This window comes from Erysipelothrix aquatica (assembly GCF_009828825.1).
Taxonomy (GTDB): domain Bacteria; phylum Bacillota_I; class Bacilli_A; order Erysipelotrichales; family Erysipelotrichaceae; genus Erysipelothrix; species Erysipelothrix aquatica_A.
Genome location: NZ_WTTA01000001.1, coordinates 237,142 through 263,087, shown reverse-complemented (window position 1 = coordinate 263,087; position 25,946 = coordinate 237,142). Strand labels below are relative to the sequence as shown.

The following is a 25,946-nucleotide window of genomic DNA, read 5'->3' as shown; positions in this document are numbered from 1 at the left end:
CTTGCTCCAAAACAAGGTGTGTGTTTTTAGTATTGAAGTTGTGCCATAATTGTTGTTAGACGATCATGCATTGGTACATCATAAGGACTGTGCCCAGCAGCCTCAACAATGTGTAGCTCACTTCCCGATAAAGCCTCGTGAAGCTCATAAGCGGCACTCACTCGACAATCCACATCATACCGACCATGAACAATATAGGTTGGAATGTGTGCAATCTGCGCACTGTGATTTAGAATTGTATTGTCATCGTTCCAAAACATTTTATTTGCGAAAAAGTGACATTCTAATGTCGCAAGGCTAATATCTGCATCAGTGATGGGGTCAGTTTGTACAGAAAGATCTGGTATAAGACGTACCAGAGAGCCTTCCCATCGGGACCAGGCAAAAGCAGCACTCCGTTTTAGGTCAACATCGTCTCCAGTGAATATTTCATAGTAGGCACTCACAAGGTCCTGACGTTTTGAGGGCTCAATCATCTTTTTAAACCCTTCGTGTTCTATTGGGTAGAAATATGAAGCACCCTCTTGATATAACCATGCGACATCTTCTTCACGACCTAAGAAAATCCCTCTTAAAACCAATGCTTTTACCGCATCTGGATATGCAATTGCATAGAGCAATGCAAGGGTTGAACCATAACTACCGCCAAATACTGTCCATTTTGATATCCCCAAAGTATGTGCAATGTGCGCGATATCCGCTACACCTGCTTGAGGTGTATTGTTTTCTAATGTTGCGAACGGTTTTGAGTTCCCACAACCCCGTTGATCAAACGCGATAACAAACCACTCATTTAAATCAAAAAACGAAAATGAAGCCTCTGTCACTCGTCCACCTGGACCACCATGCAGAAAGATGACTGCAGGTTTCTCAGGGTTTCCCTTTATATAAACTGCTAATTCGTGACCATCCTCAGTTGTAATAAATTGTGTTGGTTCCATAAATTCTCCTTAATAAAATTATTGTAGCACATTCTTAGACTAATACACCTTATCGCCAACGAATTAAGCGCATTTCAAGATAATCAATAAGAATAAAAACGAGTAAACCAAAAATACTGAGCAAAAGAATACCGGCGTACATATCTTTATATTGAACCATCATCCACGAATTCATGATGGTATACCCCATACCATAAGTTGTCGCGTAGTTCTCTGCAAAGAATAGAACCGCAATGCTCATTCCAAATGCATTTCTGCATGCAGTCAGAATATTGGGAAGTATAGCAGATAAGTATACGCTCTTAATCATGCTGCTTTTCGGTAATTTCATAATTTTTGCAGCTTTAAGAATGTCATTATCAATCGCTTCAACTGCATCCACTGTCGCAATAATAAACTGAAAAATGATAATAGTTACAATTAATAAAATCTTAGAAAAGTCTTTAATGCCAAATAGAAGCATAAAAACTGGTAAAAAAGCAATTTTAGGAATTGGATACAACGTATAGACTAACGGATTAAGAATCTTCTTAACCGATGGTACAACACCCATTAGAAGACCAATTAATACACCTAAAATCAATGCGATACTCATACTGATTAGAATTCGATAGCCACTCACCAGAAGATGAGGAACAAATTTATGGAAATCCCGCATCGATATCATGATAATTGTGTTCGGATTGGGAAACAATGTTGTTTGAAATATGACGTGAAAGAGCCACGCCACTGCATAGATAAACAATCCCGAAGCAAAAATATACTTAACGTGTTTTCGCATCAAATAAACCTCGCAATTCTAGACAGACTTCATAGAAACGAATATCCTGACGGGCATCTTCTAAATCATAAATTGGGTTATCAAACTCGTACACAATTTCTCCCTGATCCATAATTAAAATCCGTTTACCAAGGAAAATTGCTTCCTCGATATTATGCGTTACAATGATTTGAGTCATGTTTTTTTGTAATGATTTGAGGATTGCTTGGATTGTTTCTGCATGTTGTGTATCCAGAGATGATGTTGCCTCGTCCACCAGTAATAAATCAGGATGGATACTGAGTGCTCGGGCAATCGCAACCCGTTGTTTTTGCCCTCCCGAAAGCTGACTAGGATAGCGATCAATATACGCTTGAATTCCTAAGTCATTACTTTGTTGTTGGACTTCTGTCTCAATGTTTCTATTCGGATAAGCACGCATCGCTAACATGATGTTTTGTTTCACAGTCAACCATGGCATTAACCCAAAATTTTGAAATATCATTGCAGGGCGCTGTGCTGTAACTTCTATCGATCCCTCATCTGTTTTTACAATATGTCCTATTAAATTTAGAAGTGTTGTCTTCCCACACCCGGATTTTCCAAGCAATACAATTGCTTCCCCATACGCCACTTGAAGATTTATATTTTTAAGCACACGTTCTTGATTATAGGCGTAATTCAATTTTTGAATTGTAATCATTGGACAAACTGAGCATCTACCATGCTGTCATAATCCACCGTTGCAACTGTATCTAGCACGTTTTGACTCCATGACGCAAGTCTCTCTAAATATTCTTTAGAAGGTACGCGAACGACTTGATACTGTGGCAATACAATGTCTTGTTCAATCTCAGGTTTTAACCCGAGACGTTTAACTAAGATAGATCGTACGCCTGCCTCATCATTTGCCATTGCAGTCACAGCTTGATTATATCCTTGATGAAATGCTTGAATCGCATCGTGTTTCTCCGCAATTGCTTTATCAGTAAATACAATGACATTGGGGCTGAAACTATCATTAAGTTCTATTTCTGTTTTCGTAAGACCATTCAAAACTCCCATGGATGCCACGGGTTCTGGTATAACCGCAACATCAACATTGCCCGAACCAATCATCTCTAATCGTGCAGGAATATCATTGATGTATATCTTCTCAACGTTTTTGCCACCTAACGCTTGATCTGTCAAATAGTTTGTCACACTCACTTCCATCAATGCTGCTTTTAAGTGCTCAACATCCAAACGATTAGGGTCTTTGGTCACAAGTAAAAAACTGGTATCTGTAGACAGGGTGATTTTCATATCAAAACCTGCATTAACATTTTGCATCAATGCAATAACGTCCGTTAGCGCAGCATCAATGTGGTGGCTTTGAAGCGCACTTTGGCGTTCCATGGCATTCTGATAGATATCAACATTAACTTCTAAATTTAATCCATCGAAGATTCCTTTTTCTTGAGCATAAAGAATGGGTGCAGCGTCAACTGCCGGCATCATTCCCAAGTTTAAAACTACAGTTTCTTGTTTTTTCGCACTGCATCCTCCTAGAACGATTGCGAAAGCTACAATAACTCCTAAAATGACTGTTTTTTTCATAAATTCCTTCTTTCCCTTTTAGTTTACGCGAAATCACACAAATATAAAGCCTTTATGCCATATCAGCAACGATTTCTAATACCAATAAAATTTAGTTCGTTTTGTTTTGACGACGTCTTGGCGAAATGCGAAGTAATCCTCACAAAGTTAACTTCCTTATTTCTGTTTCATCGATTTAACATAACGGCGATGTTGATACTGACGTATCCATGACATACGATTATATTTTATTAAAGAACGTTTCATTCGTAGCATGTCTCTTCGACCTAAAATACGTTTCCGTTTTGTGAGTACTTTCGGTAGATTTTTCAGCAAGACGGTGTTACACGCATCGGTTTCCAGTGTGCTTTGGGGATGGGTAAAAACAATAAAGGACTCAACTGTATTCAGATGGAAAAATTGCCGTAACGCATCACGATGATAGCCATTTTGAATTTGTGGATTTCGAAATTGTGTAATCGTACCGCTTTGGTATCGACGATTCCATGAAGAAGCATCTTTTTCCCCTTGTATTGCCCCTGCATAATGCTTCACTTCGAAGATATATACACCAAATTTAGAAATCGATAAAACATCAATTTCTCGGATTCCCCGATCTTTTGCGATGGGAACATACGTTCGCATAAATGTAGCTCCAGAAAAAATGCGCTGGACTTCAGCAAAAACAGCATATTCAGCACGGATGCTGGAATCTTTATGCTTTTTATAAAGTATTTTATATTTTAGATTACGTAGAAAGTTTGTCATAGTTGGCTCCGATATTAGGTTTGTTTCTTTATTATAGATTAAATGGTCACAAGACTCCATCTCGCAAAAATTCGAAGCATCGATTATTTTTTTCATCAATCCAATGTCCTATTTGAAATTTAATACACAACTTGTTAGAATATAAACATTACGCTTTTCTTTTGTATAAACAGGAGGTTCTTATGAACTTAGAAAATTTTACAGTCAATGATTTAGATGCCTACATTGCTCTCGCATCCGAGTTTCACAGTGGTCCAGCATCCTTTACACCACCAAACATCTCTGTATTTACTCGGAACTTTGAATATATCTTAAATAGTTCGGATGCTTATGGATGGTTTATTAAAGTTGATGGTAACATTGCTGGGTATGTTTTATGCTCACGAATGTTTTCAACAGAAATCGGAGCACCACAACTATGGATCGAGGAATTGAGTATCCTCGATTCTCATCAAGGACAAGGTCTTGGATCTGCAGTTCTTGACCAACTTCAAGATATGTTCCCGAATGTGCAACGGTTCCGACTTGAGGTTGCACCTGCAAATGAATCTGCAAAACGTTTATACAAACGTAAAGGTTACGACTTCATTGCCTACGAACAAATGATTATCGATCGCAAATAAACTCCCTTGGGAGTTTTTTTGTTACATCTTTGTAAGGATTTCGTTATTGTTATCGATGGCAGTTATGTTACAAATTGGTATGGTAACTACGTGAGGTGTTCTATGAAACGGAAACTCGTTGCCCTATTCTTTTTTATGATTATCTGTTATAGCATAATTTACAGTGCTATTCAATTAGTCATAATTTTCTCATAAAAAAACAACCCTTTCACTAGAAAGGGTTGTTTTGAGCAGCCAATTTATTAATAAATGCAACTTGCAATTCTGGATTTGTAATTTCTTGAGCTGCAATGTCAAGTATTGTCTCAATTTTTACTTCTTTTTTTGAAGCCTGTGTTTTATTATTTTTTGTTAAATCTAATGTCATGAATGTCATGGTGTATCCCTCCTATTATAATGTATTGCTAAGTGCTGTATAGAAACTCTCAACTTGGTCTTTATCAAGATTTGCACTCTCTGCAATATCAAACAATGTCATTTCAGGTTGTGGTGTAGCTGGTTTCTTACCAGCAAGTTTTGTGATTAGTGTTGATGTTAAAGTTACGATGGTCATAATGTTTCTCCTTGTGGTATGAATTACCTTTTGTATACATAGTATACCTCGGGCGAATCTTACGAGCCATCGAACTTAATGACACCTGCCTTACAGGTTTGTCATTTAATTTACATTAAAACTTGCTTTCTGAGCAGACTGCGTTATAATAGTACAAAATAAAGCGTTGACGAGGATATGTTTCGTTGGGAACTGCTATTAGCGAGATGACAGATGGTGAAAGGTCATTAAGTAAGCCCACTGCAAATAACCCCTCTGAGCAATTTTCCTGAACGTTGAACTAGGGAAAATCGGGTGTAGTCCGTTATCTTACTACACGATTTGATAGAATCGTAAAGTGATCATTATTATGATAATTTGGGTGGTACCGCGGAACACAGCATTTCGTCCCTTTGGGATATAATGCTGTTTTTTTATACCAAGGAGGACCTAAGATGTCATTACATTCACTTAAATCATTACATACTTTAGAACATGGGGAACCTGTTCACGTTGCGGGATGGGTGCGTACAACACGCCAATCTCGTTCTATTCTCTTTATTGAAATCCATGATGGATCACAGTTTGTAACGACTCAATGTGTAATCGACGCAGATCATTCACAGTATCCTGTAGTTTCCAAACTTACAATTGGGAGCAGTGTTCGAATCCGCGGTCAATTGAAAACTGGGCTTACAGGCAAACATAAGCACGAAATTGCAATTGATTCTATTATCATTGAAGGCATGGCTGACAGTGATTACCCACTGCAAAAGAAACGTCACAGTTTTGAATTTCTCCGGACGATTCCGCATCTTCGACCACGTTCCAACACTTTTTATGCTGTATTTAAGACACGTTCAATCCTCACACAAGGGATGCACAAATACTTAGAATCTCAAGATGTCACTTTTATACAAGCACCGGCAATTACGACGACTGATGCTGAAGGTGGTGGGGATGTTTTCCGAATCAGTACCCTAGACCCTACGCAACCTCATCAAGACTTTAAAGACGATATCTTTAAACAAGAAGCCTTTTTAAACGTCACAGGCCAAATTCACATCGAACCATTCATCCAAGCATTTCAAAGAGTATATACTTTTGGACCATCTTTTCGTGCAGAGAAGTCAAATACATCTCGACATGTATCTGAATTTTGGCAGGTGGAACCTGAGTTGGCTTATGTTGATCTTGTGGGATTAATGGATTTCATTGAATCAATGTCTAACGCAATGATTCAGTATGTTCTTGATCACGCATCAGAAGAACTGGCTTTCTTTGAGGAATTTATCGAGAAAGGACTTATCAAGAAATTACAGCAAACAGTATCTGAGCCCTACGGACGAATTTCGTACTCACAAGCAATCCAATTACTTCTTGATTCAGATCATGCTTTTACAGTTACTCCAACTTGGGAAACCGGGCTTCAAAGCGAACATGAACATTATCTAACCGATGTCGTCTTTAAAAAACCAGTATTCGTTACAGATTATCCAAAAGATCAAAAAGCCTTTTATATGAAGCTCAACGACGATCACGTTACAGTCGCAGCCACTGACCTGCTTTTCCCTAAAATCGGAGAAATAGTAGGCGCTAGCGAACGTGAGACACGTCTTGACGTGTTACAAGAGCGTATCAAAGCCCATGGTCTTGATGAACAGTTGTACACATGGTATCTTGACACACGCCGTTATGGAACAGTGGAGCACAGTGGGTTTGGACTTGGAATCGAACGTTTTATGCGTTACATCACCGGTATGGACAACATTCGTGATGTAATTCCCTATCCTCGAACACCGGGCTCTGCAGATTTCTAATCATAAAACCGCCGATTATCATGTATAATCAGCGGTTTCTTTATATTTTAATGCTTAATCATGCGGTATCCGACACCTACATGTGTCTGTAAATATTGAAGATCTGGATCATACTTTTCAAGTTTCTTTCGTAACGTAGTCACAAATACTCTTAAGGCAGGAATATTATCTGAATATAAACCCCATACTTCCTTTAGAATCGTATGATAGGTTAGCACCTTACCGACATTTTCAATCATCATCAATAACAGTTTAAACTCCGTCGGTGTTACGTGTACATCTTGACCATGGATTTGAACAGTACTCGCATCGCTGTCAATCACAAGATTTCCATTTCGAAATTGGGTAGATTGTGTATCGGATACATGGAGCCGACGATGCGCTACCCGAATTCGAGCCATTAGTTCCTCTGGTTCAAAAGGTTTCGTGATATAATCATCCGCCCCCGCATCCAAAGCCACTATCTTATCATCTACCTCAGCACGCGCACTCACAACAATAATGGGCGCAAGTGATTGTTTTCGAATTTCTTGCACCACCCAAACACCATCACGATCTGGAAGCCCTAAATCCAGAATAACGATTTCTGGATTATTGGCATTAAATAGTTGTACACCTTCTTGAGCCGTATTGGCAACATAAGCTGGATACGCTTCAAGCTTAAGTGTATTAAGAATCAGATTTTGAATAATTGGATCGTCTTCAACGATTAATATGTGCGGTTTCATCAATAATATACCTCCTTAAATTAACTGAAAAACGAACACCCTGCGGCTCAACATCACTTACGGTGATACTTCCGCCATGAGCCTTCACAATTTCATTAACTAGATACAATCCTAACCCCATACCACGACGACTATCTTGATTTTGCGTATAGAACATCTCAAAAAGATGTTGCTTGTCGGCAATTCCTGGTCCTTCGTCCTCAAAATGAATCGTCACCTTTTCTGGGTCATTGTTATCGATACGAATACGGATTTGTGTTCCTTTTGGTGTATACTTTAATGCATTATCGATTAAATTGGTAAAGACTTGGATCATAAGTTTTGAGTCTACATTGACAAGTACGACATCCTCCGCGTCATCCACAATAATAGTGTGATGCTTTGCTTTTCCTGAAACACGGTGCACACTTTCAGCAATTAAATCTTCAAGCACTTCCCCTTCAAATTGAATAATTAGGTTATCATTATCAATTTTTGTCATCGCAAGAATGTTTTCAATTAAATCCATGAGCCAAATTCCATCATTTTTGATATCAGTATAAATTCGATCAACCTCACCATCATCAAGGGTTCCATGTTGGAGTAAATCAACGTTGCCCAATATCGTTGTCAGTGGTGTTCTTAAGTCATGTGAAATTGTTCGAAGAATCGTCGATCGCAGTTTCTCCTGTTCAATCACTAAAGCATCGTGGTGCTGTTGGGCATCCAATGCTGCTTTTTCTAGTGCAATGCCACCCTCGTTAATTAATGAAACCAGAAGATTTCGTAAAAACGGATCAATATTTTGGTGATCATTATGAACCGCTAACACAGCCACAACTTTATCAGTTGAGCGAATTGCCATATAGGCCATTTGGCTTTCGGACATTGTGTCTGTTGAGGCACCTGCGCGTTTGTTATTTCTGTAAACCCATTGTGCAACATTCCGTTCATCTTCAGACAATAATTCATGATGAATATAATCAGGACTTAAGTCGCTATATACCGTCGGAACGAGCTGTTTACTTTCTGGTGTGTAAATAATAACTGTTGTGTTTAAGAGTTTTTTTACTTGGTGACCCATAGCGTCAACTATTTCGCTATAGTTCGATGCTTTTTGCAAGCGAAGACTAGTTTCAAGAAGAACATCAGTACGATATGCTTTCTTCGCTGATTGAAGATCCCGAGCTTTCAATTTTGTTGTCAGCGTGCTACTTACGAACGCTGCAACGAACATGAATACAAATGTGAAAGGATAACCTGAATCATCCGCTTGCAATGAAAATTGTGGTTTCGTAAAGAAATAGTTAAACACGAGTACTGATATCACTGATGCAATAGATGACCAAATGCGTCCTTCAGTTAACATTGCGATTGCGAGAACACCTAACAGATACACAACGATAATATTGGATTCATTAAAACCAAGATAGGCAAAGAGTCCGCCAACTAAAGTGACACCAAAAATAACTAACAAAGCTTTAAATCCATCGTTCCAATGAAAAACTTCTTTCTGTAAAGTTGATTCCCTTTTTAAATAGTATGAAGTGCTTTGGTCTGGAATGACGTAAATATCTATGGTTGGAACCGTTTCTGAGAGTTGGTCAATAATACTGGGACCACGAAACCTTCCTCGTTTACGAACAGTTCGCCCAATCACAATTTTTGTTACTTGACTTAAGCGCGCATATTCAGAAATTTGAAGTGCAATATCATCTCCATAAAGCATTGTAACTTGTGCACCTAAAGCTTCTGCCAACTTTATATTTTGGTGGAGTTGAAGCTGAACATCGTGATTCAATTGCTTCGTTTCATTCTCTACGTATACTGCTGTAAAACTAGCATGAAATGCTTCAGCCATACGGCTCGCAGTCCGTATAACTTTTTCGTTTGTGGGTGATGTCGAAAGGCAGATTAAGATGTGTTCTTTTGTTGTGTAGGATGCGGTCTTGTAACTACTGTGATGAATTTGATCAGCTGCTTTACGAAGTGCTATTTCACGCAAAGCAATAAGGTTTTCTTCGGTAAAGATTTCTTTAGGGAAGAAAACACCTCGTTTCTCGTCAGTACCTTCTATATTTGCAACCCGAAGTAATAAGTCTTTGGGCGAGATATCAATGAGCTCAATGGTATCCGCTGAGTCAAAAATAACATCAGGGACCCGCTCATCAACCCGCCTACCTGTAATTGACTCCACAAAATCATGCAAACTATCAATATTTTTGATGTTAATGGTTGTATATACATTAATGCCATTTCTTAGCAATTCTTCTATATCCTGATATCTTTTTTTATGTCGCATTCCTGGTGCATTATCATGAGCCAACTCATCAATCACTATTGTATTGGGTTTTCGTTGAAGCGATCCATCCAAATCAAATTCTAAGTAGATTTGACTTTCATTTTTGTATGTTTTATAGGGCATAGTCTCAAGGGTAGCTGCTTGTGCTAAGGTCGTTTTACTTTGATTGGGTGTCATATACCCAATCACAATGTCCACACCTTCATTTTTTAGGGTTTTCGCTTCATCAAGCATTGCATATGTTTTTCCAACGCCTTTTGCGTATCCTAAGAATATTTTTAGTTTACCGCGCTTCATTTCATCGCCTCACCCTCTTGATTGCAGTATTATTTTTTAAAAGTGTATGTAACCATTCCATTTTCAAGGGTTGTAGACTTCATGATAAATTCGTAACGGTCTGAATCAAATGATTCAAAAAGACGAATACCTCTACCCAAAAACACAGGAATGATTGTAATGATATATGTATCGATAAGATTTTTTTCAATTAAAGGTTGAATGACACCGTTCCCGCCAACAATCCAGATATTTCCTTCTGTCGCTTTTCGAATCTTCGGCAGTGCAACGTCAACCTGTTCGTTGAGAAATGTCATTGAATCAGTATTCGTAGATGGTTGATGCGTAAATATGTAAGATTGAACATCTTTGTACGGATAATTGTCAACAGCAAGTTCTGTCGTAATGTGCTTATATGTCTTATGTCCCATAATAACAGCACCTATCGTGTCGTAAAATTGCGTGTATTGGGATGATGGAGCATATGGCACACGGTCTAAATCTAGCCAATCAATTGCTCCAGTTTCTGTCGCAATGTATCCATCAATACTCACGGCAATGAATAAAATTGTTTCTTGCATAATCATCCCTCCATTGTTTCTATTATACAAAAAAAGAAGTGATGAATCACTTCTTTTAATTATGAGATAACCGTTTCTCAATTGAACCCAGCAAGAGATCAGAAAGAATAGCCATAAGGGCTGTTGGTATTGCTCCCGCCCATACAATTGCACTCCCATTCGAGACATTGATACCGCGGGTTATAATATCACCCAGACCACCGGCTCCAATAAAGGTTCCAATTGCCGTTATTCCAATCGCAACCACCAGCGCATTTCGAATTCCTCCGATGATAATGGATACAGCTAACGGTAACTCAACTTTGTATAAAATCTGCCACTGGGTCATTCCCATTCCTTTAGCAACATCTAGCAGTTGGTCATCTACATTTAGAACACCTGTGTAAGTGTTTTTTACAATCGGTAACAAAGAATACAAAAAGACTGTCACAACAACTGTATTGGGGCCAAGTCCCATTCCAATCATTAAGATTGATAACATTGCAAGGGATGGAATTGTTTGAATGATATTTCCCAAACGAATCACCCAAGGTGCCAATTTTCGATGACGATCAATAAAGAATCCCAAGGGAATGGCTACGAGTGATGCAAATAGCACACCGTATATTGATATTAGAAAGTGTCGAAGAAATTGTTGGAAAACAATTCCGCCGTTCGCAATATAGTATTCAATTATTTCTTGAATCATTTATTCCCCCTCCTTTTCAGTCAAAAACTTGTAGTCAGAACGTTGTATCAACGGTTTAACAGTTTTATCTTCAAAATAGTTATGCTCCTCTAAAAACTCACGAGCAACTACTTTGGGTTCGATTTTACCTTCATCAGATTTTTGATTCAATTGTTGCATCGTTTCTTGAGGAATAGCACCTCCAAGTTTAAGCATAATTGTCTCAAGTTCTGGATATTGTTCGAGTACAGCGCGTGATAAGACTGGACTTGCATCATACGGTGGAAATAGATTCTTATCATCTTCAAGTACAACCAAGTCATAACCATCGATACGGCCATCTGTAGAGTAACCCAACACCACGTCCATTTCATTTACTTGAACGGCGTTATAAACTAGGCCAATCTCCATTGGGTACATTGTGCCAAAATCAAAACCATATTGAGTCTTAAAGTCAGCGTAACCATCTCCTTTGCGATCCATCCATGATGCGTCAACGCCTGCACGCAATGATGGGGCGAGTTCTTCTAGTTGGCTAACTTTGGTAATGCCATACGTTTCTGAAAATTCGCGTGTTACCATAAATGCATAGGAATTTGCAAAACCATATGATGGGAACCAAACCATATCAAACCGTTCAAAGTACCCTTCACGAACTTGTTTGAGTGCATCCTGCGGATCCCTTGATGCCGGAAGTCCTAACTCACCTGTCAGCGAGGTTCCTGTATACATAGCTCCCGAAATATTCGCATCTTTACGGCTCATTGCTTGATATATGAGAAGGGTTGATCCAAGATTATTGATAAGGGATACGCGTGTTTCTGGTAAGTAGTGTTGTGTCATTTGACTGACAATTTCAGATAGAATCTGCCGTTCAGTAGTATTACCACCAGCAATCACAATGTCATTATTACGGGCATTTCCACCTAAACCTGGAAGTGAACATCCTGTAAGAATCATAAGTGCTACTAATGTTGTGATTATTTTTTTCATATTATGCCCCCTCTCTAAGTTCTGAACCTGTTTGAGGCGATAGCTTCATTTCTACTTTCTCAAGGAGAAGATCAACAATGAATGCAAGAATCATAATTGGTAGTGTTCCGGCAACGATAAGGTTGAAATCAAAATTATTCAGCCCACTAAAAATAAAGTCTCCTAATCCGCCAGCGCCAATGTATGATGCCAAAGTAGTCCACGCCAATACGTAGGTTGCTGATAAACGAACACCTGCCATAATTACCGATAATGCGAGCGGAAGTTGCACTTTAAAAATTTGTTGTAGGGTATTCATTCCCATACCTTTGGATGCATCCACGATGCCTGGATTAACACCTTCCATTCCTAGAACAGTATTTCTAAGAATGGGCAGTAATGAATAGATGCAAAGTGCAACGATTGCAGGAATACGACCCACACCCATTATTGGCACAATCATTGCTAGCAACGCAAGCGACGGAATCGTCTGTAAAACAGATGCGATTGAAATTGTAAATTGAGCGAGTTTCTTATTTCGGCTTACGATGACTCCTAAAGGGATCGCAATTAAGCACCCAAGCAATAGTGCAGCAGTACTAATCAATAAGTGTTCGCCAATCTTCGAAAGAATCATGGGACCATTTTCAATAAAAAACATTAGGCAGCACCACCATTCTGAGCAACAGCTGAAGATGCTTTATCTGACAATTCATCGTTTATTACTTCAAGGTCTTCTTGTGGTTCGTAGTCTTTCCAAAATGCATCATAGACTGCCCCAACTACTGCCGCACGTGTCACAATTCCAACGAGCTTGCCATCGCTATCGACAACAGAAATATTTCGATGCCCTAATTCTTGAATGTAGTAAATGGCATCACGAATTGTCGTCGTATTATGGATGTATGTCACTTGCTTCATGATAGTTTGAACAGCATCTTCGCGATTGTTTCGACGCATCAGTGCGCGGATATCTACTCTACCAATTAGAACATTTTCATCATCAACAACTAAAATATCGTCAACACGTGTTTGTTGCATATGACGAACTGTTTCAGCAATAGATACTGATGCATTTACTTTAATTGGCTCAATCATTAATTGTTCGACCGAGTTGTACTCAAATGTCGCTTGATGTAAACGATCTTCACCTACTAAGCTGCGCACAAAGTCATTGGCTGGATTCGTTAAGATGTCTTTGGGTGATCCTTGTTGAACAACCTTCCCATGATCCATAACTACTATCTTGTCTGACAACGCTAATGCTTCATCCATATCATGAGTTACGAATATTATGGTCTTATTCATATCACGTTGTAATTGCTTGACCAGTCTTTGCAGTGCGTCTCGCGTAATTGGATCTAAAGCCCCAAATGGTTCATCCATTAGAATTATATCTTGATCTGCAGCTAGCGCTCTGATAACACCAACACGTTGTTGCATACCGCCGCTAAGTTCAGATGGGTAAGCATCCAGTAGTTCCATTGGTAAATCGACACGTTTCATCAATGTTTCGGCTTTTTCACGCATTGTTGCTTCATCCCATTTTAGTAATTTTGGGACCATAACAATGTTTTCATAAATACTCATATGTGGCATCAAACCAATTTGCTGGATGACATATCCTATTTTTCTACGTAATGCTACCTCATTGGTTTTTTGAATATCTTCTCCATCAATGAAAATCGTCCCCCTACTTGGGTCGATCATACGGTTAATCATTCGCATGGTCGTTGTTTTACCACTACCTGATGTTCCGATAAAGCACACAAACGACCCCGTATCAATTTTTATATCTACGTTATCGACCGCTTTTTTATTACCGTATGTCTTCGTCACATTTTTAAATTCTATCATCATAAATCCCCTTCCAGTCTTCTGTACCCAATGTTACAAATCTGTGAATTGTGGAATTACTTGAAAATAAAACACCCTCAAAATGTAAATAAAAAGAACATAATTTACATGTTCTTTGATTGTATGATTTGTAAAACACTGAATACTAATGGAGTAAGTATACCATTTTTAGAGTTCAATCTCAAAAAATGAGGGTTCAATGTTCTTTATGTGCTCCCGCTAATAATCATTTTGACCGCTTTAATCCTAGGCCTTAGACAAACTGAAAAAATTGTTAAAATTTGTTAACTTTTCATTTTGTTGCGTGATTAGCGACGAAATCCACCTTCACTTGCAATCACTTCACCTGTGATCCATTGAGCTTTTGGATCCATCAACATTGAAACTAAATTCGCAACATCTTGAGGTATTCCCCATCGTTTTAATGGGAAGAGATCTCGAACTGCTTCATAATCAGAACCTGTTGCGTAACCCGTATCCGTTGGTCCTGGATTGATAGCATTAATTTGAATGTTTGAGTCCATCAAAAGGCGTGCGCTTTGCCTTACGATAGTAATTATAGCATCTTTGAAATTGCATATGATAGCTCATCCTTCATCAGTCCCAAATATTGTCCACTCGTAAACATTATAATTGATGACTGATTATCTGATTTTTTTGCTTAGTAAATGCTTGAATTAATTTGAGACCACTGACTACATTTACATCAAAATGCATCCGCATTTCTTCAGACGTAATATCCTCAAATGGCTCAGGTTTGGAGTAAGCATGACCTTGAACGAGACCTTGAATTTCTCCAAATTTTGAATTTGCTTCATGAATAAGTCGTTCAGCATTATCAGAATGTGAAAGATCACTTGAAGATACCATATCAACATCATAACCCTGTTCTTGAAGTGACTTAACAAACAATTCAGTAAATGTCTGAGATGCATCGCGGTATCCACCAACTAAACTGTCAAATGGCGAAAACCCGTGAACAATAACACGGTGTCCATCTGATAAAAGTTGGCGCACGACCGACGGACCAATACTATCTTGTCTGCTGATTCCAGTTACTATTATTTGCTTCGTTGAATCTCCTTTGGTAACTACCACGTTTGTGGAAGACGCTCAAGCGCACGCTCAAAATCGATAATAAATTGCGATTCACCAAGAGTATTAATTTTAAAAAGTTTTGCCTGGCTTCCACCGGTTGAAATTGCAACTAAATCAATAGTTGGTCCGTTTTGTGAAATAACCAGTGTTAGAGAAATGCGATTACTTCCAACCATACTATAGCGTTCGAATCCTAGAAGATATGTATGTTCATTGATCATAATATCTTCTTCTTGTGTTATTGACATGCTTAGAGCACGTGTCATCTTTTGAACGGACTCTTTAAACTTTACTAAATCACCACTTGTTTGAAATCTGAAATTAGCCATCGTCATCGTTCCTTTCTATTTAAAGAAAAATGGAATTCCCGCCAGGACATACATAATCATGAAGAATAATGTATGAAAAAAGACAAATAATACACAGTTTTTCCATTCTCCTAGTTGCGTAAAATGATTTTTCAATTTGGCAATAAATGATTTGATATGGATTACATCCCATGAGTTGAATCGTATTGAACGACCCAAATAAACACCAATTGCAACTAATAGATTTAAAATTAGTGCAGTCAACATAAATATTGATTGATGGGTCTTTGTTACGGTGCTGGGATCATAGAAAATTAAAATCATTACTTGGATCATTACAATATTAACTAAAGTATTCACGATTCCTGACATAGCAAATGCCATTACTGAAATAATATCATACCAAATCGGTACTTTATCACCATCAATATCACGATGCGTCAAATTTAATTCGGTAATAAGATATCCTGAATTTGGTAGTGCCAACAGCCACACGAACAAACCCATGATTGCTGTGAACATTCCAGCATAACGGATAAATGCAATACCCGAATACGAAGCAATGATTGCAGCCAAGAAAAAAATGATTGTATCTACGACAAGAATCGCAAACGGTAATAATGATAATTTAAAGTTCCAAATCATCGGCTTAAACAATGAGACTCCATATATTCGTGGTCTAAGCTTAATCGTAGTATACGCAAATAGGTTCAGTAAAACAGCCGACAGAATTAAGTTTGAAACACCCATATAAGATCCCCCTTACAAGTAAAGATATGAACTTATTATATCATATTATTTCGTTTACTTTAATTGTATACTATTCGTCGATTGGGAGAACTTTACCCCTTCACATTAATTGCCTTCAAGAAAATATCCAGATATGTTTCATCCTTTTCTAAGAAATGAATGAGGAGTGGCTCTACGGCTGTAGTAACGTGGTGTTTAGAAATCAATTCTTCAAGCTTGTTTGATTGAATTCTGACCTTGTACCGATACGATGTATTGCCATCTTGAGTTGTCATCGTCGGAGATTCTTCAATTGAAGTAACTGCCCCCTTAATAAGTTCACGATTAAATTGCCTATTTCCAATAATTGAGAACTTAATTTGCTGTTTGGTACTAATTTTGAAGCGACTGTGGCTCTCTACAAATGTCTCAATAAATGATTCCGTGTTCGTCCCATCAATAATCTCCCCAAACATCTGTTGTGCCTGAAATTCAGTTCCAGCCGTAATTGGTTGATATAAGTGGAGTATACCTTTTTCAGGCGCTTTAACGGATTGCTGTTCCATTTCTTTTTCGAGCGCGCTCCGTTTCAAATTTAAACCCTCTGTTTCATTCATTATCTGTGTTTTGGCATGACCTGATTCAGACAAAAGCTGATAGTATAAGCTTTCACCTTGAGTAAAGCTTTCGCTTTGTTGTTGCAACGCTTCCACTTCATTTTGAATCTGCTCTTTTTCATCAAGGGTATCACTTGCCATCGTGTTCAATTGGATCTTCTTCGAATCTATCTTCTCTTTAATAGCTTGCTTTTGATCTTTTTCTTGTTTTATTGTATTCAAAAAATATGCCACTTTGCCATAATACTCGAGCTGATATTCGCTTTGACTTAAATGATTAAACTTTTGCTGTAGACTCATAATAAACAGATTTACTGCCTCATGTCGCTTGTCCAAGTTTCGTAATTGTTCTTCAATTAGATCAACATTATTAATATGAGTTGTTGTATCGCCTTCCAAAATCTTTACTCCTTTTTCAACGTAGTCACCATTTTTATAATGAATTGACTTAACTTTGAGAGGGTTGTTCACAGATAGAATCTGACGATTCGATGTTGTGATATACCCTTGAGTAGTAAGGACTTTTGTAGGTTGTACAGTTGCAGCTGCAAAATAACCCGATAAAGCAATAACAAGCAAAATTACGATAAGAAATAGCGTCATCCCTCTTGGCGTTTGCATTAGTTGGATTCGTGAGTTTAATGCCCTTATTTGTTTTTTTGTGGACATATTACAAACCATCAACCTTTTGATTCTCAACAAGAGTTGCGTATCCTTGATGTATCTGAAGCAATTGATGATGTGTTCCAGTTCCGGAAATCGTTCCATTTTCCATGAAACAAACGAGATCACAATGAATTACGGGCAAAATTTGATGCGAAATTATAAACATTGTCCTTTCTTTATTTTGCTGCATTAAGTACTCGCAAACAGATTTTTGATGCTGGCTGTCAAGATTTGCAGTCGGTTCATCAAGAATATAAATATCATGATTATGAATGAGTGTTCTAATTAATGTAATAATTTGCTGTTCACCTCCTGATAGGTTTGATGCATTTTCAAAAAGTACTGTATTTAGTTTTTGAGGCATCGAATCAAATATATCTTTGACCCCAAGTTGATGGATCAAGTATTGGATCGATTCAACCGAAACTGCACGTCCACAACAAATGTTCTCCAAAATTGTTCCTTGGAAGAGTTGTGGCTTTTGTGGCATATACCCAATTTTTACAGCCTCTAAAGCCTCTACTTCGTCAAAACTATTATTCGCTATAGACACTGTCCCTGTCGTCGGTCTAATTAAACCTGCCAACACTTTACTAAAAGTGCTTTTTCCAGAACCCGAAAGCCCAACAAGAGCGACTTTTGAACCTTTAATGACTTCTAAATTCAAATCTTTTAATACTTCTTGATGTTTTTGTTTCAGACCAATTTCTTCTACTTTTATATATGCATCTGCCATATTCATATTATGGCTTTCATAGTCTGCATCATACTCAGACAACGATGCAATTTCATCAAAACGTTCAAATGCGATTTTTGCCTCAACCCATCGCATCTGTAAATCAATAAAGTTTTGAATTGGTCCCATGAAATATTGACTTAACGTCTGAAAGACTAGTAGATCACCAATTTTCAATGATCCATCCATAATCATGAAGGCACCAAGCATCAGAAAAATAATACCACTACTTTCATTTAGGCATCCAAGAAATAACTGTTGAAGTGTTCCCATCGCATGTTCTTTATGGGAAAGATACATAAGTTTTTCATAACACTTCTCAAAGCGTTTGATTGCGTACTTATCAACTTTCATCGATTTAATAGTTTCAATATTCTGTAATGACTCTATCATGACGGAATTTACCTGACCTTGAGCATTGACTTGTTGTTGATTAATACGTTGGTATGGTCCTTTAAAGAAATAAACCAACAAAATATTAATCAATATGATTAAACCTAATGCCCCAAATAATTTGGGATTCGTGTTTGTCATAAGCAAAAGTGCAATTGTGCCGATTATCACATCCACTACCACACTGATGGTCACAGTTCCCAGCGTATTAATAACACTAATGATATCTTGAAAACGTGTGAGCAAATCACCGTTTTGTCTTTGAACTATTGCCTGTAGAGGAATTTTTAAAAGGTGTTCGAAAAAATTCAAAATTGTTGGCACCTCAATACGACGCATAAAATAATACATACCCATACTACGGTATGCTCTTAGAATGGATTGAAATATTGTACAAACTATATAAATAATTCCATAGACTGGAAGCGAATTTTTTAAATCATACGGAATAATAGAATCCATCACCAATTTTGGAAAGGTACTTGAAAACAGGCCTAAGATACTCATTACTATTGACGATACAATCAATAAAATAACCGTTGATATATTTGGTTTTATAAGTGAACGCATAAATGTATAAATTGTCTTTTGTTCATGATAAAAACCTGACTGATCTGATGCTGCAATTAGAAAGAGAGCATTTCCTGAGAATATCGCTTCTAATGTATCTTTAGATACTTTTCTAACACTCTTGTCCCTAGGGTCAGAAATAATGAATTTATTTCGACGTGTCATTGCATGAATTACAATATAGTGTTCCGCAGCATTTTCCAAGTAAACATGAATGAGAATCGGATAAGTCAAGCGTGGGGTTAATTCATTAATTTGTGTTCGAACCATACATGTTGTGAAGCCGAGTGATTTAAAATACTCAGAAATGAGATTAATCTGGGTTCCAGTTCTATCAGTCTCTACTGCCTCCTTAATATCTCCATAACTAACCCAAACATGATACGATTTGAGAATTGTACTTACTGCAGCCACTCCACAATCGCAAGACTCATGTTGCTGCGTGTGCTTAAAACGTTTAAACATACTTCACCTCTTCTATAGGTTTAAGTATGTGCTAATCTTAGAATCTCCTAACCTAATAAAAAAACAGCCTGAGGGCTGTTAGTCTTTTGTTGTGTGAATGATAACTTTAAATGTTTTACCATGAGTATTGATTATATTGATGAGGTATTGCATGAGCAGTAAGAGCCAACTAAACGCGATTACAAAAGCCATCAGTTCAAACGCTGTAAGTGAAAAGTAGTGGACTCCTAAGAATAGAATACACACAATTACCAATACACCTCCAAGAATATATGATAGTCGCAAGAATTCTTTAGATACACTTGGTAATAACCATTTAATGGCAATTATCAGAATAATAAAGAGATAAACAAGATAGCCCGCAACGCGATTGTGCATATTCTGATAAAAAACACTGTCATTGTATGGGAAGAACCCAACACCACCAAGGCATATTGCAGTTGCAATCAAGAGAAGTTTTAAAATCAATAAGTTTTTTGATTTTCCGAGCACTTCATACAAGAGCACGAAAACATAGTCAATCAATGCAATCATTAAAAATGCAGACAAAATGAGCGTTAAGTTAAATTGCCAACTACGTGTCGCTTCAGGCGTTCCGAGGAAACTAAAGTTGTACAACCACCATTGTTGGTCACGATTCGTAATCATAGCAACTCCAACACCACCAAGAATAATCGTGATTAACGAGCGAATCATTACCGTTGGTGTAATACTCAAGGCTGTATGAATCATTAAGTAGTTTACAACCCCAATGACAATCCCACCCATCAAAGATGAAGTATAGACATCAAAGGTCGCTCCTGAAAATAATTCACCAATGATCCAAAACCCAAACAATAATGAGACAACGAGCAGTAATGTAAAAGAAATCAATACCACGGGGTAATTTCGCCAAAAAATTTGACTCGATAGATGCCCCATCTGGTTATTTTTATTTTTAGTAAAGAAATATGTAAAATTCACGACACCTGTTATAACACCCGTTATAATGACAACACTCGCAATTGACTTCATCCCCACCAAAGGAATTTGATGATATGGCATAAACACGATTGTCATGGCCACCATCGCGAGTACTGATGCTACGACTACAGGAATCAATGGTACGGTAACCTTTTTGGCTAAACTATCTAACTGATATAATAAACCGGTATCGGTCAGTGTAACCGTAACTTCTTGGCCATCGACAAATTCGACAGTTTCCCGTAATGCTTCTGGAATTGGTAATCCCAAGTTTTTTTCTTTCATGGAAGAATCCCCCTATGTTTTTATAATACGATATTTTCAAATATATTTATATCAGTACCTTCACTATTTTTATTAATTTCCTAATAATTCAAGACAATTCTACGACCAACATCCTTTTTTACACGAATAAGTGTGTTATTATGAATATAAGGAGGTACTATTATGACTTACATCAAACCACAAGATGTTGGCGGAAGTGCAACAAATGTCCGAGTTCTTTACGATGGTGGCGCAGATGGATATGCTGTTGCGATCATAAATTGGAAAGGCTCAGATGTCTACGCAATGCGATGGAATGGTGATGACAACAAACCAGGAGGTTTTCCACTTTTTGGAAAAACATCTCTTTGGTTTGTAATCCCTGAAGAAATTGCCTTAGATGGAATCAAAGGCATTATTGGTAAAGTCTACAAATAGAACCGCATTCCTAAGCACACGAATCAGTCGTGTGCTTTTTCTATGTGTGCATCCATAAATTGAACCACACGTTGTGCATATTCATACCCTTTATTTTCATATGAATCAGCATGATCTGTATCTTCAACAATCCATAATTCTTTAGGACCACGTGTTGCTTCGAATAGTTCATAGACCATCGATGTTGGTACAAAGGTATCGGCATCTCCGTGAATGAACATGATTGGTTTTACATTGTTGTTTAGTTGATTAATCGCACTTGCTTCATAAAAATTGTACCCTACCTTCACTTCTGTCAATAAACTTGTAACAGGAATCATTGGAAACGCGGGTAAACTATACATATCACTGAGTTGAAATGACAACTCCGCATCAACAGAACTATAACCACAATCTTCAACAATCACCTTTACATTAGTTGGAAGATCAGATTCTCCACTTGCCATCATTACTGTCGAAGCACCCATACTCAATCCATAGAGTCCAATTTGTTGCTGTGAACCCAATCGATTTACGATTTCCTGTGTCCACTGAACAACATCCCGCCGTTCAGGCCAGCCAAACCCAATATATGACCCCTCACTCTCACCATGACCTCGGGCATCAGCTGCAAGCACGTTATACCCCGCATCATGAAACATTTTTATATACTGTGTCATAGTTGCTGTACTATTTCCATAACCATGCGCTACAAAGATCGTTGAATTCGTTGCTTCCGTAGCTGCTATATATGTTACCGACAATAATAAGCCATTGTCTGATGTAATTTTCCATGTTTCTAAATCTTTTGCTGCAAACCATGTGTTCGCTTCACGCCATACATCAGACGTTTCTGAATCAATAAAAGATTTGGGTCCAATCTTGATTGCTTGTGCAAAAAAATACTCACCAGCACCCCAGAGTACGAGACAAAACATTAATATAACTGAACTGACTATCGTTATTTTCTTTTTCATAATTCCTCCAATAGTTTGATTATCAAAATAATATTTAGAATATCATTCAAAACGTAACTTGTAAAGTCTATTTAATCGTAAGTGTCTGTTCATCGCAAACGCTATTAAACACATCCTATTTTTGTTATGATTTCATCAGGAGGATTCATAATGAATTCACAAATTGCACTTTTATTTATCTATTGGATTATTTATAGTTTTATTGGTTGGATCTTAGAAACAGTTTATTGTTCGATCCTCTCCGGAAAATTCGAAGAACGCGGTTTTTTAAATGGACCGTTGGTTCCAATTTATGGTTTTGGTGCCATGATTATCCTCGCTACTTTACTACCCTATGCGTTCAACCCGGCACTCGTCTTTTTACTCGGATTGATTCTTACAAGCTCACTTGAGTATCTGACGAGTTATATCATGGAGAAAGCTTTCAAAATGCGATGGTGGGACTATTCAGAAATGTTTATGAATATCAACGGGCGAGTATGTTTACTTAACTCAACCATGTTTGGTGCTTTATCGCTCATCTTAGTTGAATACATTCACCCTGTTATTGTAGATTTGGTTGCCAACATTTCCATGGAATACCTTAATTATATTGCGTTTGCTTTGTTTGTAGTTGTCATTGTCGACTTCATAGCGTCACTCCGAGCAACGCTAAACCTCCAAAGCCGTTTATTCGAGTTAAACAATATAAAGTATGAAATTGATAGATTGAAATCAAAACTAGAAGGTTCGTACGAGATTCGATTAAAGGAACTTAATGCTTCCTACGATACATTGAAGGCAACACTTAAGTCACGTGAAGTTCGTCTGCTTAAAGCATTCCCACGTCTTAAAAGTGAATCGCTTCAAGAGTTTATTGAAGATATCCAAGACTTCTACCGCATTCGTAAAAACAAAAAATAAAGAGCTTAATTATGAGCTCTTTTATCGTTTTAATGCATTAATTGTGGCATCATCAAAAATTGTGACCCCGAGTCCATTTAAAGCATCGATCAGGACGTCAATCTTTACATTGAAATTTGCGCTTGTATCTTCAAACATTGCTGATGAGAACCATGTATCCCCAAGCAATACCATGACTTGTGCAACTTGCTTAGAGTTTTTAATCGTTAATGAACCGTCAGCATTTGCACTTTCAAGAAGCATTTCGACTTTTGGGGCTATTTGGTTAACCGTTAGTTTGAAAATTTCTACTAATATAGCAGGATTCTTTTTTAGAAACTCCGCACCCACATCGTTATTCACTTGACCATAGTTAGAGAATGCCTTGATAATAAGTGCTTGGAGCTGCTCTTTTGCAGTTCTTCCTTCAACATTTAAAAATTGATTGAAATAATCACTATTCATGACAATCTCTTGAATGACCGCAACTAGAATGTCATCTTTACTGTTAAAATGGTGGTAAATGGCCCCTCGTGTCAGCCCATCTAAGCCATTTACAATATCTTGAATTGATGTTTTTTCATATCCTTTTTCAGAAAACAGCTTAATGGAAACATTGATAATATCTTGCACTGTCCGTTCAGAATCATATCTATTTTTCATATTTATACCTCAATCATTCAATCAGTATTTTCATAAAGTGTACGATTTAAAAATTATTTTGTCAATCCAAACATTTGCATAAAATAAAGAACACAGTCTGTGCTATGTTCCTTTTATTCAATGCTAAATTGAAGTGCATCAGCAAATTCTTTTGTATTGTTTTTTAATGCCTTCATAAAATCGAAATATGTTTCACGTTTTGTCCTTAGACTATCCAATGCTGACGTGTCTTCTAAATACTCTATCGCACTGTGTGCGTACGTGATTGCATCTATATTAAATGCGATACTCTGGTCTGTAAGTTTCCTTTTTAAATCTTTCGCATACACCTGCATTTCTGTTTGTAACGCTAGAACTTTTTTACCCTTCTCAGATAAGTCTAATGATTCATTTTCAATGACTGAATTTGATTCAGCAATAAAGCGCTGCAATGTCTGCATAATATCGTTTTTACTCATTAATGGTCTCCTTCTTGTTTCTATTCAATGAATTTCCTATAGAAACTATTCAGGAACCTGTCTTATTGAGCCATCCACATCATGATTCATCGTTTACACCATCACCTCTTCTACATCTATTGTACCATGAATAAAATATAAGTAAAAAAACACAGGTTATTCCTGTGTTTTGAGTTATTGTTGTGCGAGATAAGCGTCAACTTCTCGAAGATATCTCATCTTATTTTCGGGACTTGTCCATGCTATTTCAAACGCATTCTTTACGAGGGTAACAATATCCGTTTCCGTTAACGATACCTTTTGCGCAACCGCGTAAAGATCATCTGAGACATAACTTTGGAAGTACGCAGGATCATCAGAATTAACGGTGATTTTTACCCCTTGGTGTAAGAGTGCTTTAAGCTCTGCACCTTTCATATCATCTGTTACAAATCCGTTAGAAACCGGACAACTAGTTAGACCAATGCCTTTTTCTATAACATATTCGACAAGTTCTTGATCTTCTACAATATTTGTACCGTGGTCAATTCGATCTACACCAATTACAGTAAGCGCGTCTCGAATATTTTGAATTGAACCAACTTGGTCAATATCACAATGCATTGTAATCTTAAAGCCATCATCTTTCGCCTTTTTAAAGACGCGTTGGAATTTAAGTGGTGGGTTATCTCTTTCATCAGAATCTAACCCAATTCCTAGAATGCGATCCTTAAATGGTTGTGCCATTTCATAGTGTTCAAAAGCCGATTCTTCACTGAGATCTCTTAAGAAGCACATGATTAAATGTGCTTCAATTCCGAGGGCTTTTGCATCTTGCGTCGCTTGATAATATCCTTCAAATAATGTTTCGAATGAAACACCTCGTGCCGTATGGGCTTGTGGATCAAAAAAGACTTCAACGTAACGTACATTATGTTCTTTTGCCTTGCGGAAATAAGCCATTGCAAGGTCATAGAAATCTTCTTGTGTTCGAAGCACTTCCATCCCTGGATAATACACTGCTAAAAATGATGTTAAATCATTAAACTTATAAGTTGCTTCAACGTCTTCAATAGTTTTCGCAGCAATCTCAATATTATTCTTCTGAGCAAGTTTAAGTTTTAAATCTGGTTCTAAAGTGCCTTCTAAATGCAAATGAAGTTCTGCCTTTGGTAAACCATAAATGAATTCTTTTGTTGCGTGTGTCATCATTTCCTCCTGCGTCATTCGACGATCATTAATCCCCAATGCATTGAGGAGAAACAAGACACATTTCTTCCACAATTGTTGATGTATTTACGGTTCATCAGTAGAGACTGCTCTCCCATATTGAGAGCATTAAATTGGTTATTAATACAGTTATTATAGTGACTCAAA

At 37.5% G+C, this 25,946-nt stretch carries 29 protein-coding genes, 1 riboswitch and 1 other annotated feature; of the genes, 4 read left to right on the top strand and 25 right to left on the bottom strand.

What is annotated here, in order from left to right:
* Positions 1–26: 26 nt before the first annotated feature.
* From pip to GVV22_RS01325, 5 genes are all read right to left on the bottom strand, one after another.
* Positions 27–941, bottom strand: coding sequence for a prolyl aminopeptidase (gene pip, locus GVV22_RS01345; protein WP_159648413.1), 915 nt, complete (start codon positions 939–941; stop codon positions 27–29).
* Positions 942–990: 49 nt separating this feature from the next.
* On the bottom strand, positions 991–1,722 hold the full coding sequence (locus GVV22_RS01340) for an ABC transporter permease (protein WP_159648412.1): 732 nt from the start codon (positions 1,720–1,722) through the stop codon (positions 991–993).
* Positions 1,706–2,404, bottom strand: coding sequence for an ABC transporter ATP-binding protein (locus tag GVV22_RS01335; RefSeq protein ID WP_159648411.1), 699 nt, complete (start codon positions 2,402–2,404; stop codon positions 1,706–1,708). Before GVV22_RS01335 ends, GVV22_RS01340 begins: the two co-directional genes overlap by 17 nt.
* Positions 2,401–3,300, bottom strand: coding sequence for an ABC transporter substrate-binding protein (locus GVV22_RS01330; RefSeq protein ID WP_159648410.1), 900 nt, complete (start codon positions 3,298–3,300; stop codon positions 2,401–2,403). Before GVV22_RS01330 ends, GVV22_RS01335 begins: the two co-directional genes overlap by 4 nt.
* Before the next feature lie 156 nt (positions 3,301–3,456).
* A complete protein-coding gene (locus tag GVV22_RS01325) occupies positions 3,457–4,047 on the bottom strand; it encodes a nuclease-related domain-containing protein (protein ID WP_159648409.1) in 591 nt (196 codons plus the stop codon).
* 182 nt (positions 4,048–4,229) lie between these two features.
* On the opposite strand from GVV22_RS01325, the gene GVV22_RS01320 reads away from it, so the two are divergent.
* The gene (locus GVV22_RS01320) at positions 4,230–4,670 is read left to right on the top strand and encodes a GNAT family N-acetyltransferase (RefSeq protein ID WP_159648408.1); all 441 of its coding nucleotides are present in this window, start codon (positions 4,230–4,232) and stop codon (positions 4,668–4,670) included.
* A 211-nt stretch (positions 4,671–4,881) separates the two neighbouring features.
* On the opposite strand, the gene GVV22_RS01315 is transcribed toward GVV22_RS01320, so the two are convergent.
* Both GVV22_RS01315 and GVV22_RS01310 read right to left on the bottom strand, forming a co-directional pair.
* Positions 4,882–5,046 carry a hypothetical protein gene (locus GVV22_RS01315; protein ID WP_159648407.1) on the bottom strand — a complete coding sequence of 55 codons (165 nt, stop codon included), beginning with the start codon at positions 5,044–5,046 and terminating at the stop codon, positions 4,882–4,884.
* Positions 5,047–5,061: 15 nt separating this feature from the next.
* Entirely contained in the window at positions 5,062–5,223 is a 162-nt protein-coding gene (locus GVV22_RS01310) for a hypothetical protein (protein ID WP_159648406.1), read from the bottom strand.
* Positions 5,224–5,380: 157 nt separating this feature from the next.
* Positions 5,381–5,618: a binding site (T-box leader), on the top strand.
* Positions 5,619–5,657: 39 nt separating this feature from the next.
* Here GVV22_RS01310 and asnS point away from each other — a divergent pair.
* Entirely contained in the window at positions 5,658–7,022 is a 1,365-nt protein-coding gene (gene asnS / locus GVV22_RS01305) for an asparagine--tRNA ligase (RefSeq protein ID WP_159648405.1), read from the top strand.
* Between the two features lie 47 nt (positions 7,023–7,069).
* Here the strand turns inward: asnS and GVV22_RS01300 are convergent, their stop codons facing one another.
* The 14 genes from GVV22_RS01300 to GVV22_RS01235 form a co-directional block, all read right to left on the bottom strand.
* Positions 7,070–7,750, bottom strand: a complete 681-nt coding sequence (locus GVV22_RS01300) for a response regulator transcription factor (protein WP_159648404.1) — start codon at positions 7,748–7,750, stop codon at positions 7,070–7,072.
* Positions 7,725–10,328, bottom strand: coding sequence for a sensor histidine kinase (locus tag GVV22_RS01295; RefSeq protein ID WP_159648403.1), 2,604 nt, complete (start codon positions 10,326–10,328; stop codon positions 7,725–7,727). Before GVV22_RS01295 ends, GVV22_RS01300 begins: the two co-directional genes overlap by 26 nt.
* A gap of 29 nt (positions 10,329–10,357) precedes the next feature.
* On the bottom strand, positions 10,358–10,888 hold the full coding sequence (locus tag GVV22_RS01290) for a dihydrofolate reductase family protein (RefSeq protein ID WP_159648402.1): 531 nt from the start codon (positions 10,886–10,888) through the stop codon (positions 10,358–10,360).
* A 55-nt stretch (positions 10,889–10,943) separates the two neighbouring features.
* Positions 10,944–11,576, bottom strand: coding sequence for an ABC transporter permease (locus GVV22_RS01285; RefSeq protein ID WP_159648401.1), 633 nt, complete (start codon positions 11,574–11,576; stop codon positions 10,944–10,946).
* Positions 11,577–12,548, bottom strand: coding sequence for a glycine betaine ABC transporter substrate-binding protein (locus GVV22_RS01280; protein WP_159648400.1), 972 nt, complete (start codon positions 12,546–12,548; stop codon positions 11,577–11,579).
* Position 12,549: 1 nt separating this feature from the next.
* Positions 12,550–13,188 carry an ABC transporter permease gene (locus tag GVV22_RS01275; protein ID WP_159648399.1) on the bottom strand — a complete coding sequence of 213 codons (639 nt, stop codon included), beginning with the start codon at positions 13,186–13,188 and terminating at the stop codon, positions 12,550–12,552.
* Positions 13,188–14,384, bottom strand: coding sequence for an ABC transporter ATP-binding protein (locus GVV22_RS01270; protein ID WP_159648398.1), 1,197 nt, complete (start codon positions 14,382–14,384; stop codon positions 13,188–13,190). The genes GVV22_RS01275 and GVV22_RS01270 overlap by 1 nt, the downstream gene beginning before the upstream one ends.
* Positions 14,385–14,692: 308 nt before the next feature.
* Positions 14,693–14,965, bottom strand: coding sequence for an SDR family oxidoreductase (locus GVV22_RS11100; RefSeq protein WP_328603011.1), 273 nt, complete (start codon positions 14,963–14,965; stop codon positions 14,693–14,695).
* Positions 14,966–15,011: 46 nt separating this feature from the next.
* A complete protein-coding gene (locus GVV22_RS11095; protein ID WP_159648397.1) occupies positions 15,012–15,482 on the bottom strand; it encodes an SDR family NAD(P)-dependent oxidoreductase in 471 nt (156 codons plus the stop codon).
* Complete coding sequence (locus GVV22_RS01255; protein ID WP_159648396.1) at positions 15,476–15,811, bottom strand: DUF6054 family protein; 336 nt, start codon at positions 15,809–15,811, stop codon at positions 15,476–15,478. The genes GVV22_RS11095 and GVV22_RS01255 overlap by 7 nt, the downstream gene beginning before the upstream one ends.
* Before the next feature lie 15 nt (positions 15,812–15,826).
* On the bottom strand, positions 15,827–16,540 hold the full coding sequence (locus GVV22_RS01250) for a DUF1361 domain-containing protein (RefSeq protein ID WP_159648395.1): 714 nt from the start codon (positions 16,538–16,540) through the stop codon (positions 15,827–15,829).
* 92 nt (positions 16,541–16,632) lie between these two features.
* Complete coding sequence (locus tag GVV22_RS01245) at positions 16,633–17,739, bottom strand: HlyD family efflux transporter periplasmic adaptor subunit (protein WP_159648394.1); 1,107 nt, start codon at positions 17,737–17,739, stop codon at positions 16,633–16,635.
* A 67-nt stretch (positions 17,740–17,806) separates the two neighbouring features.
* Positions 17,807–19,966 (bottom strand): peptidase domain-containing ABC transporter, encoded by a 2,160-nt coding sequence (locus tag GVV22_RS01240; RefSeq protein ID WP_159648393.1) that lies wholly within the window; start codon positions 19,964–19,966, stop codon positions 17,807–17,809.
* A 78-nt stretch (positions 19,967–20,044) separates the two neighbouring features.
* A complete protein-coding gene (locus GVV22_RS01235; RefSeq protein WP_159648392.1) occupies positions 20,045–21,214 on the bottom strand; it encodes a DUF998 domain-containing protein in 1,170 nt (389 codons plus the stop codon).
* Between the two features lie 162 nt (positions 21,215–21,376).
* Here GVV22_RS01235 and GVV22_RS01230 point away from each other — a divergent pair, with 162 nt between their 5' ends.
* Positions 21,377–21,631 (top strand): hypothetical protein, encoded by a 255-nt coding sequence (locus tag GVV22_RS01230; protein WP_159648391.1) that lies wholly within the window; start codon positions 21,377–21,379, stop codon positions 21,629–21,631.
* 23 nt (positions 21,632–21,654) lie between these two features.
* On the opposite strand, the gene GVV22_RS01225 is transcribed toward GVV22_RS01230, so the two are convergent.
* Positions 21,655–22,587, bottom strand: a complete 933-nt coding sequence (locus GVV22_RS01225) for an alpha/beta hydrolase (RefSeq protein WP_159648390.1) — start codon at positions 22,585–22,587, stop codon at positions 21,655–21,657.
* 150 nt (positions 22,588–22,737) lie between these two features.
* On the opposite strand from GVV22_RS01225, the gene GVV22_RS01220 reads away from it, so the two are divergent.
* Positions 22,738–23,490 (top strand): putative ABC transporter permease, encoded by a 753-nt coding sequence (locus GVV22_RS01220; RefSeq protein ID WP_159648389.1) that lies wholly within the window; start codon positions 22,738–22,740, stop codon positions 23,488–23,490.
* 21 nt (positions 23,491–23,511) lie between these two features.
* Here the strand turns inward: GVV22_RS01220 and GVV22_RS01215 are convergent, their stop codons facing one another.
* The 3 genes from GVV22_RS01215 to add form a co-directional block, all read right to left on the bottom strand.
* Positions 23,512–24,132, bottom strand: coding sequence for a TetR/AcrR family transcriptional regulator (locus GVV22_RS01215; protein WP_159648388.1), 621 nt, complete (start codon positions 24,130–24,132; stop codon positions 23,512–23,514).
* 113 nt (positions 24,133–24,245) lie between these two features.
* Positions 24,246–24,590: a hypothetical protein gene (locus GVV22_RS01210; protein ID WP_159648387.1), complete on the bottom strand. Its 345-nt coding sequence runs from the start codon at positions 24,588–24,590 to the stop codon at positions 24,246–24,248.
* A 174-nt stretch (positions 24,591–24,764) separates the two neighbouring features.
* Complete coding sequence (gene add / locus GVV22_RS01205; RefSeq protein ID WP_201290677.1) at positions 24,765–25,778, bottom strand: adenosine deaminase; 1,014 nt, start codon at positions 25,776–25,778, stop codon at positions 24,765–24,767.
* 55 nt (positions 25,779–25,833) lie between these two features.
* Positions 25,834–25,935: riboswitch (purine riboswitch) on the bottom strand.
* Positions 25,936–25,946 lie beyond the last annotated feature (11 nt).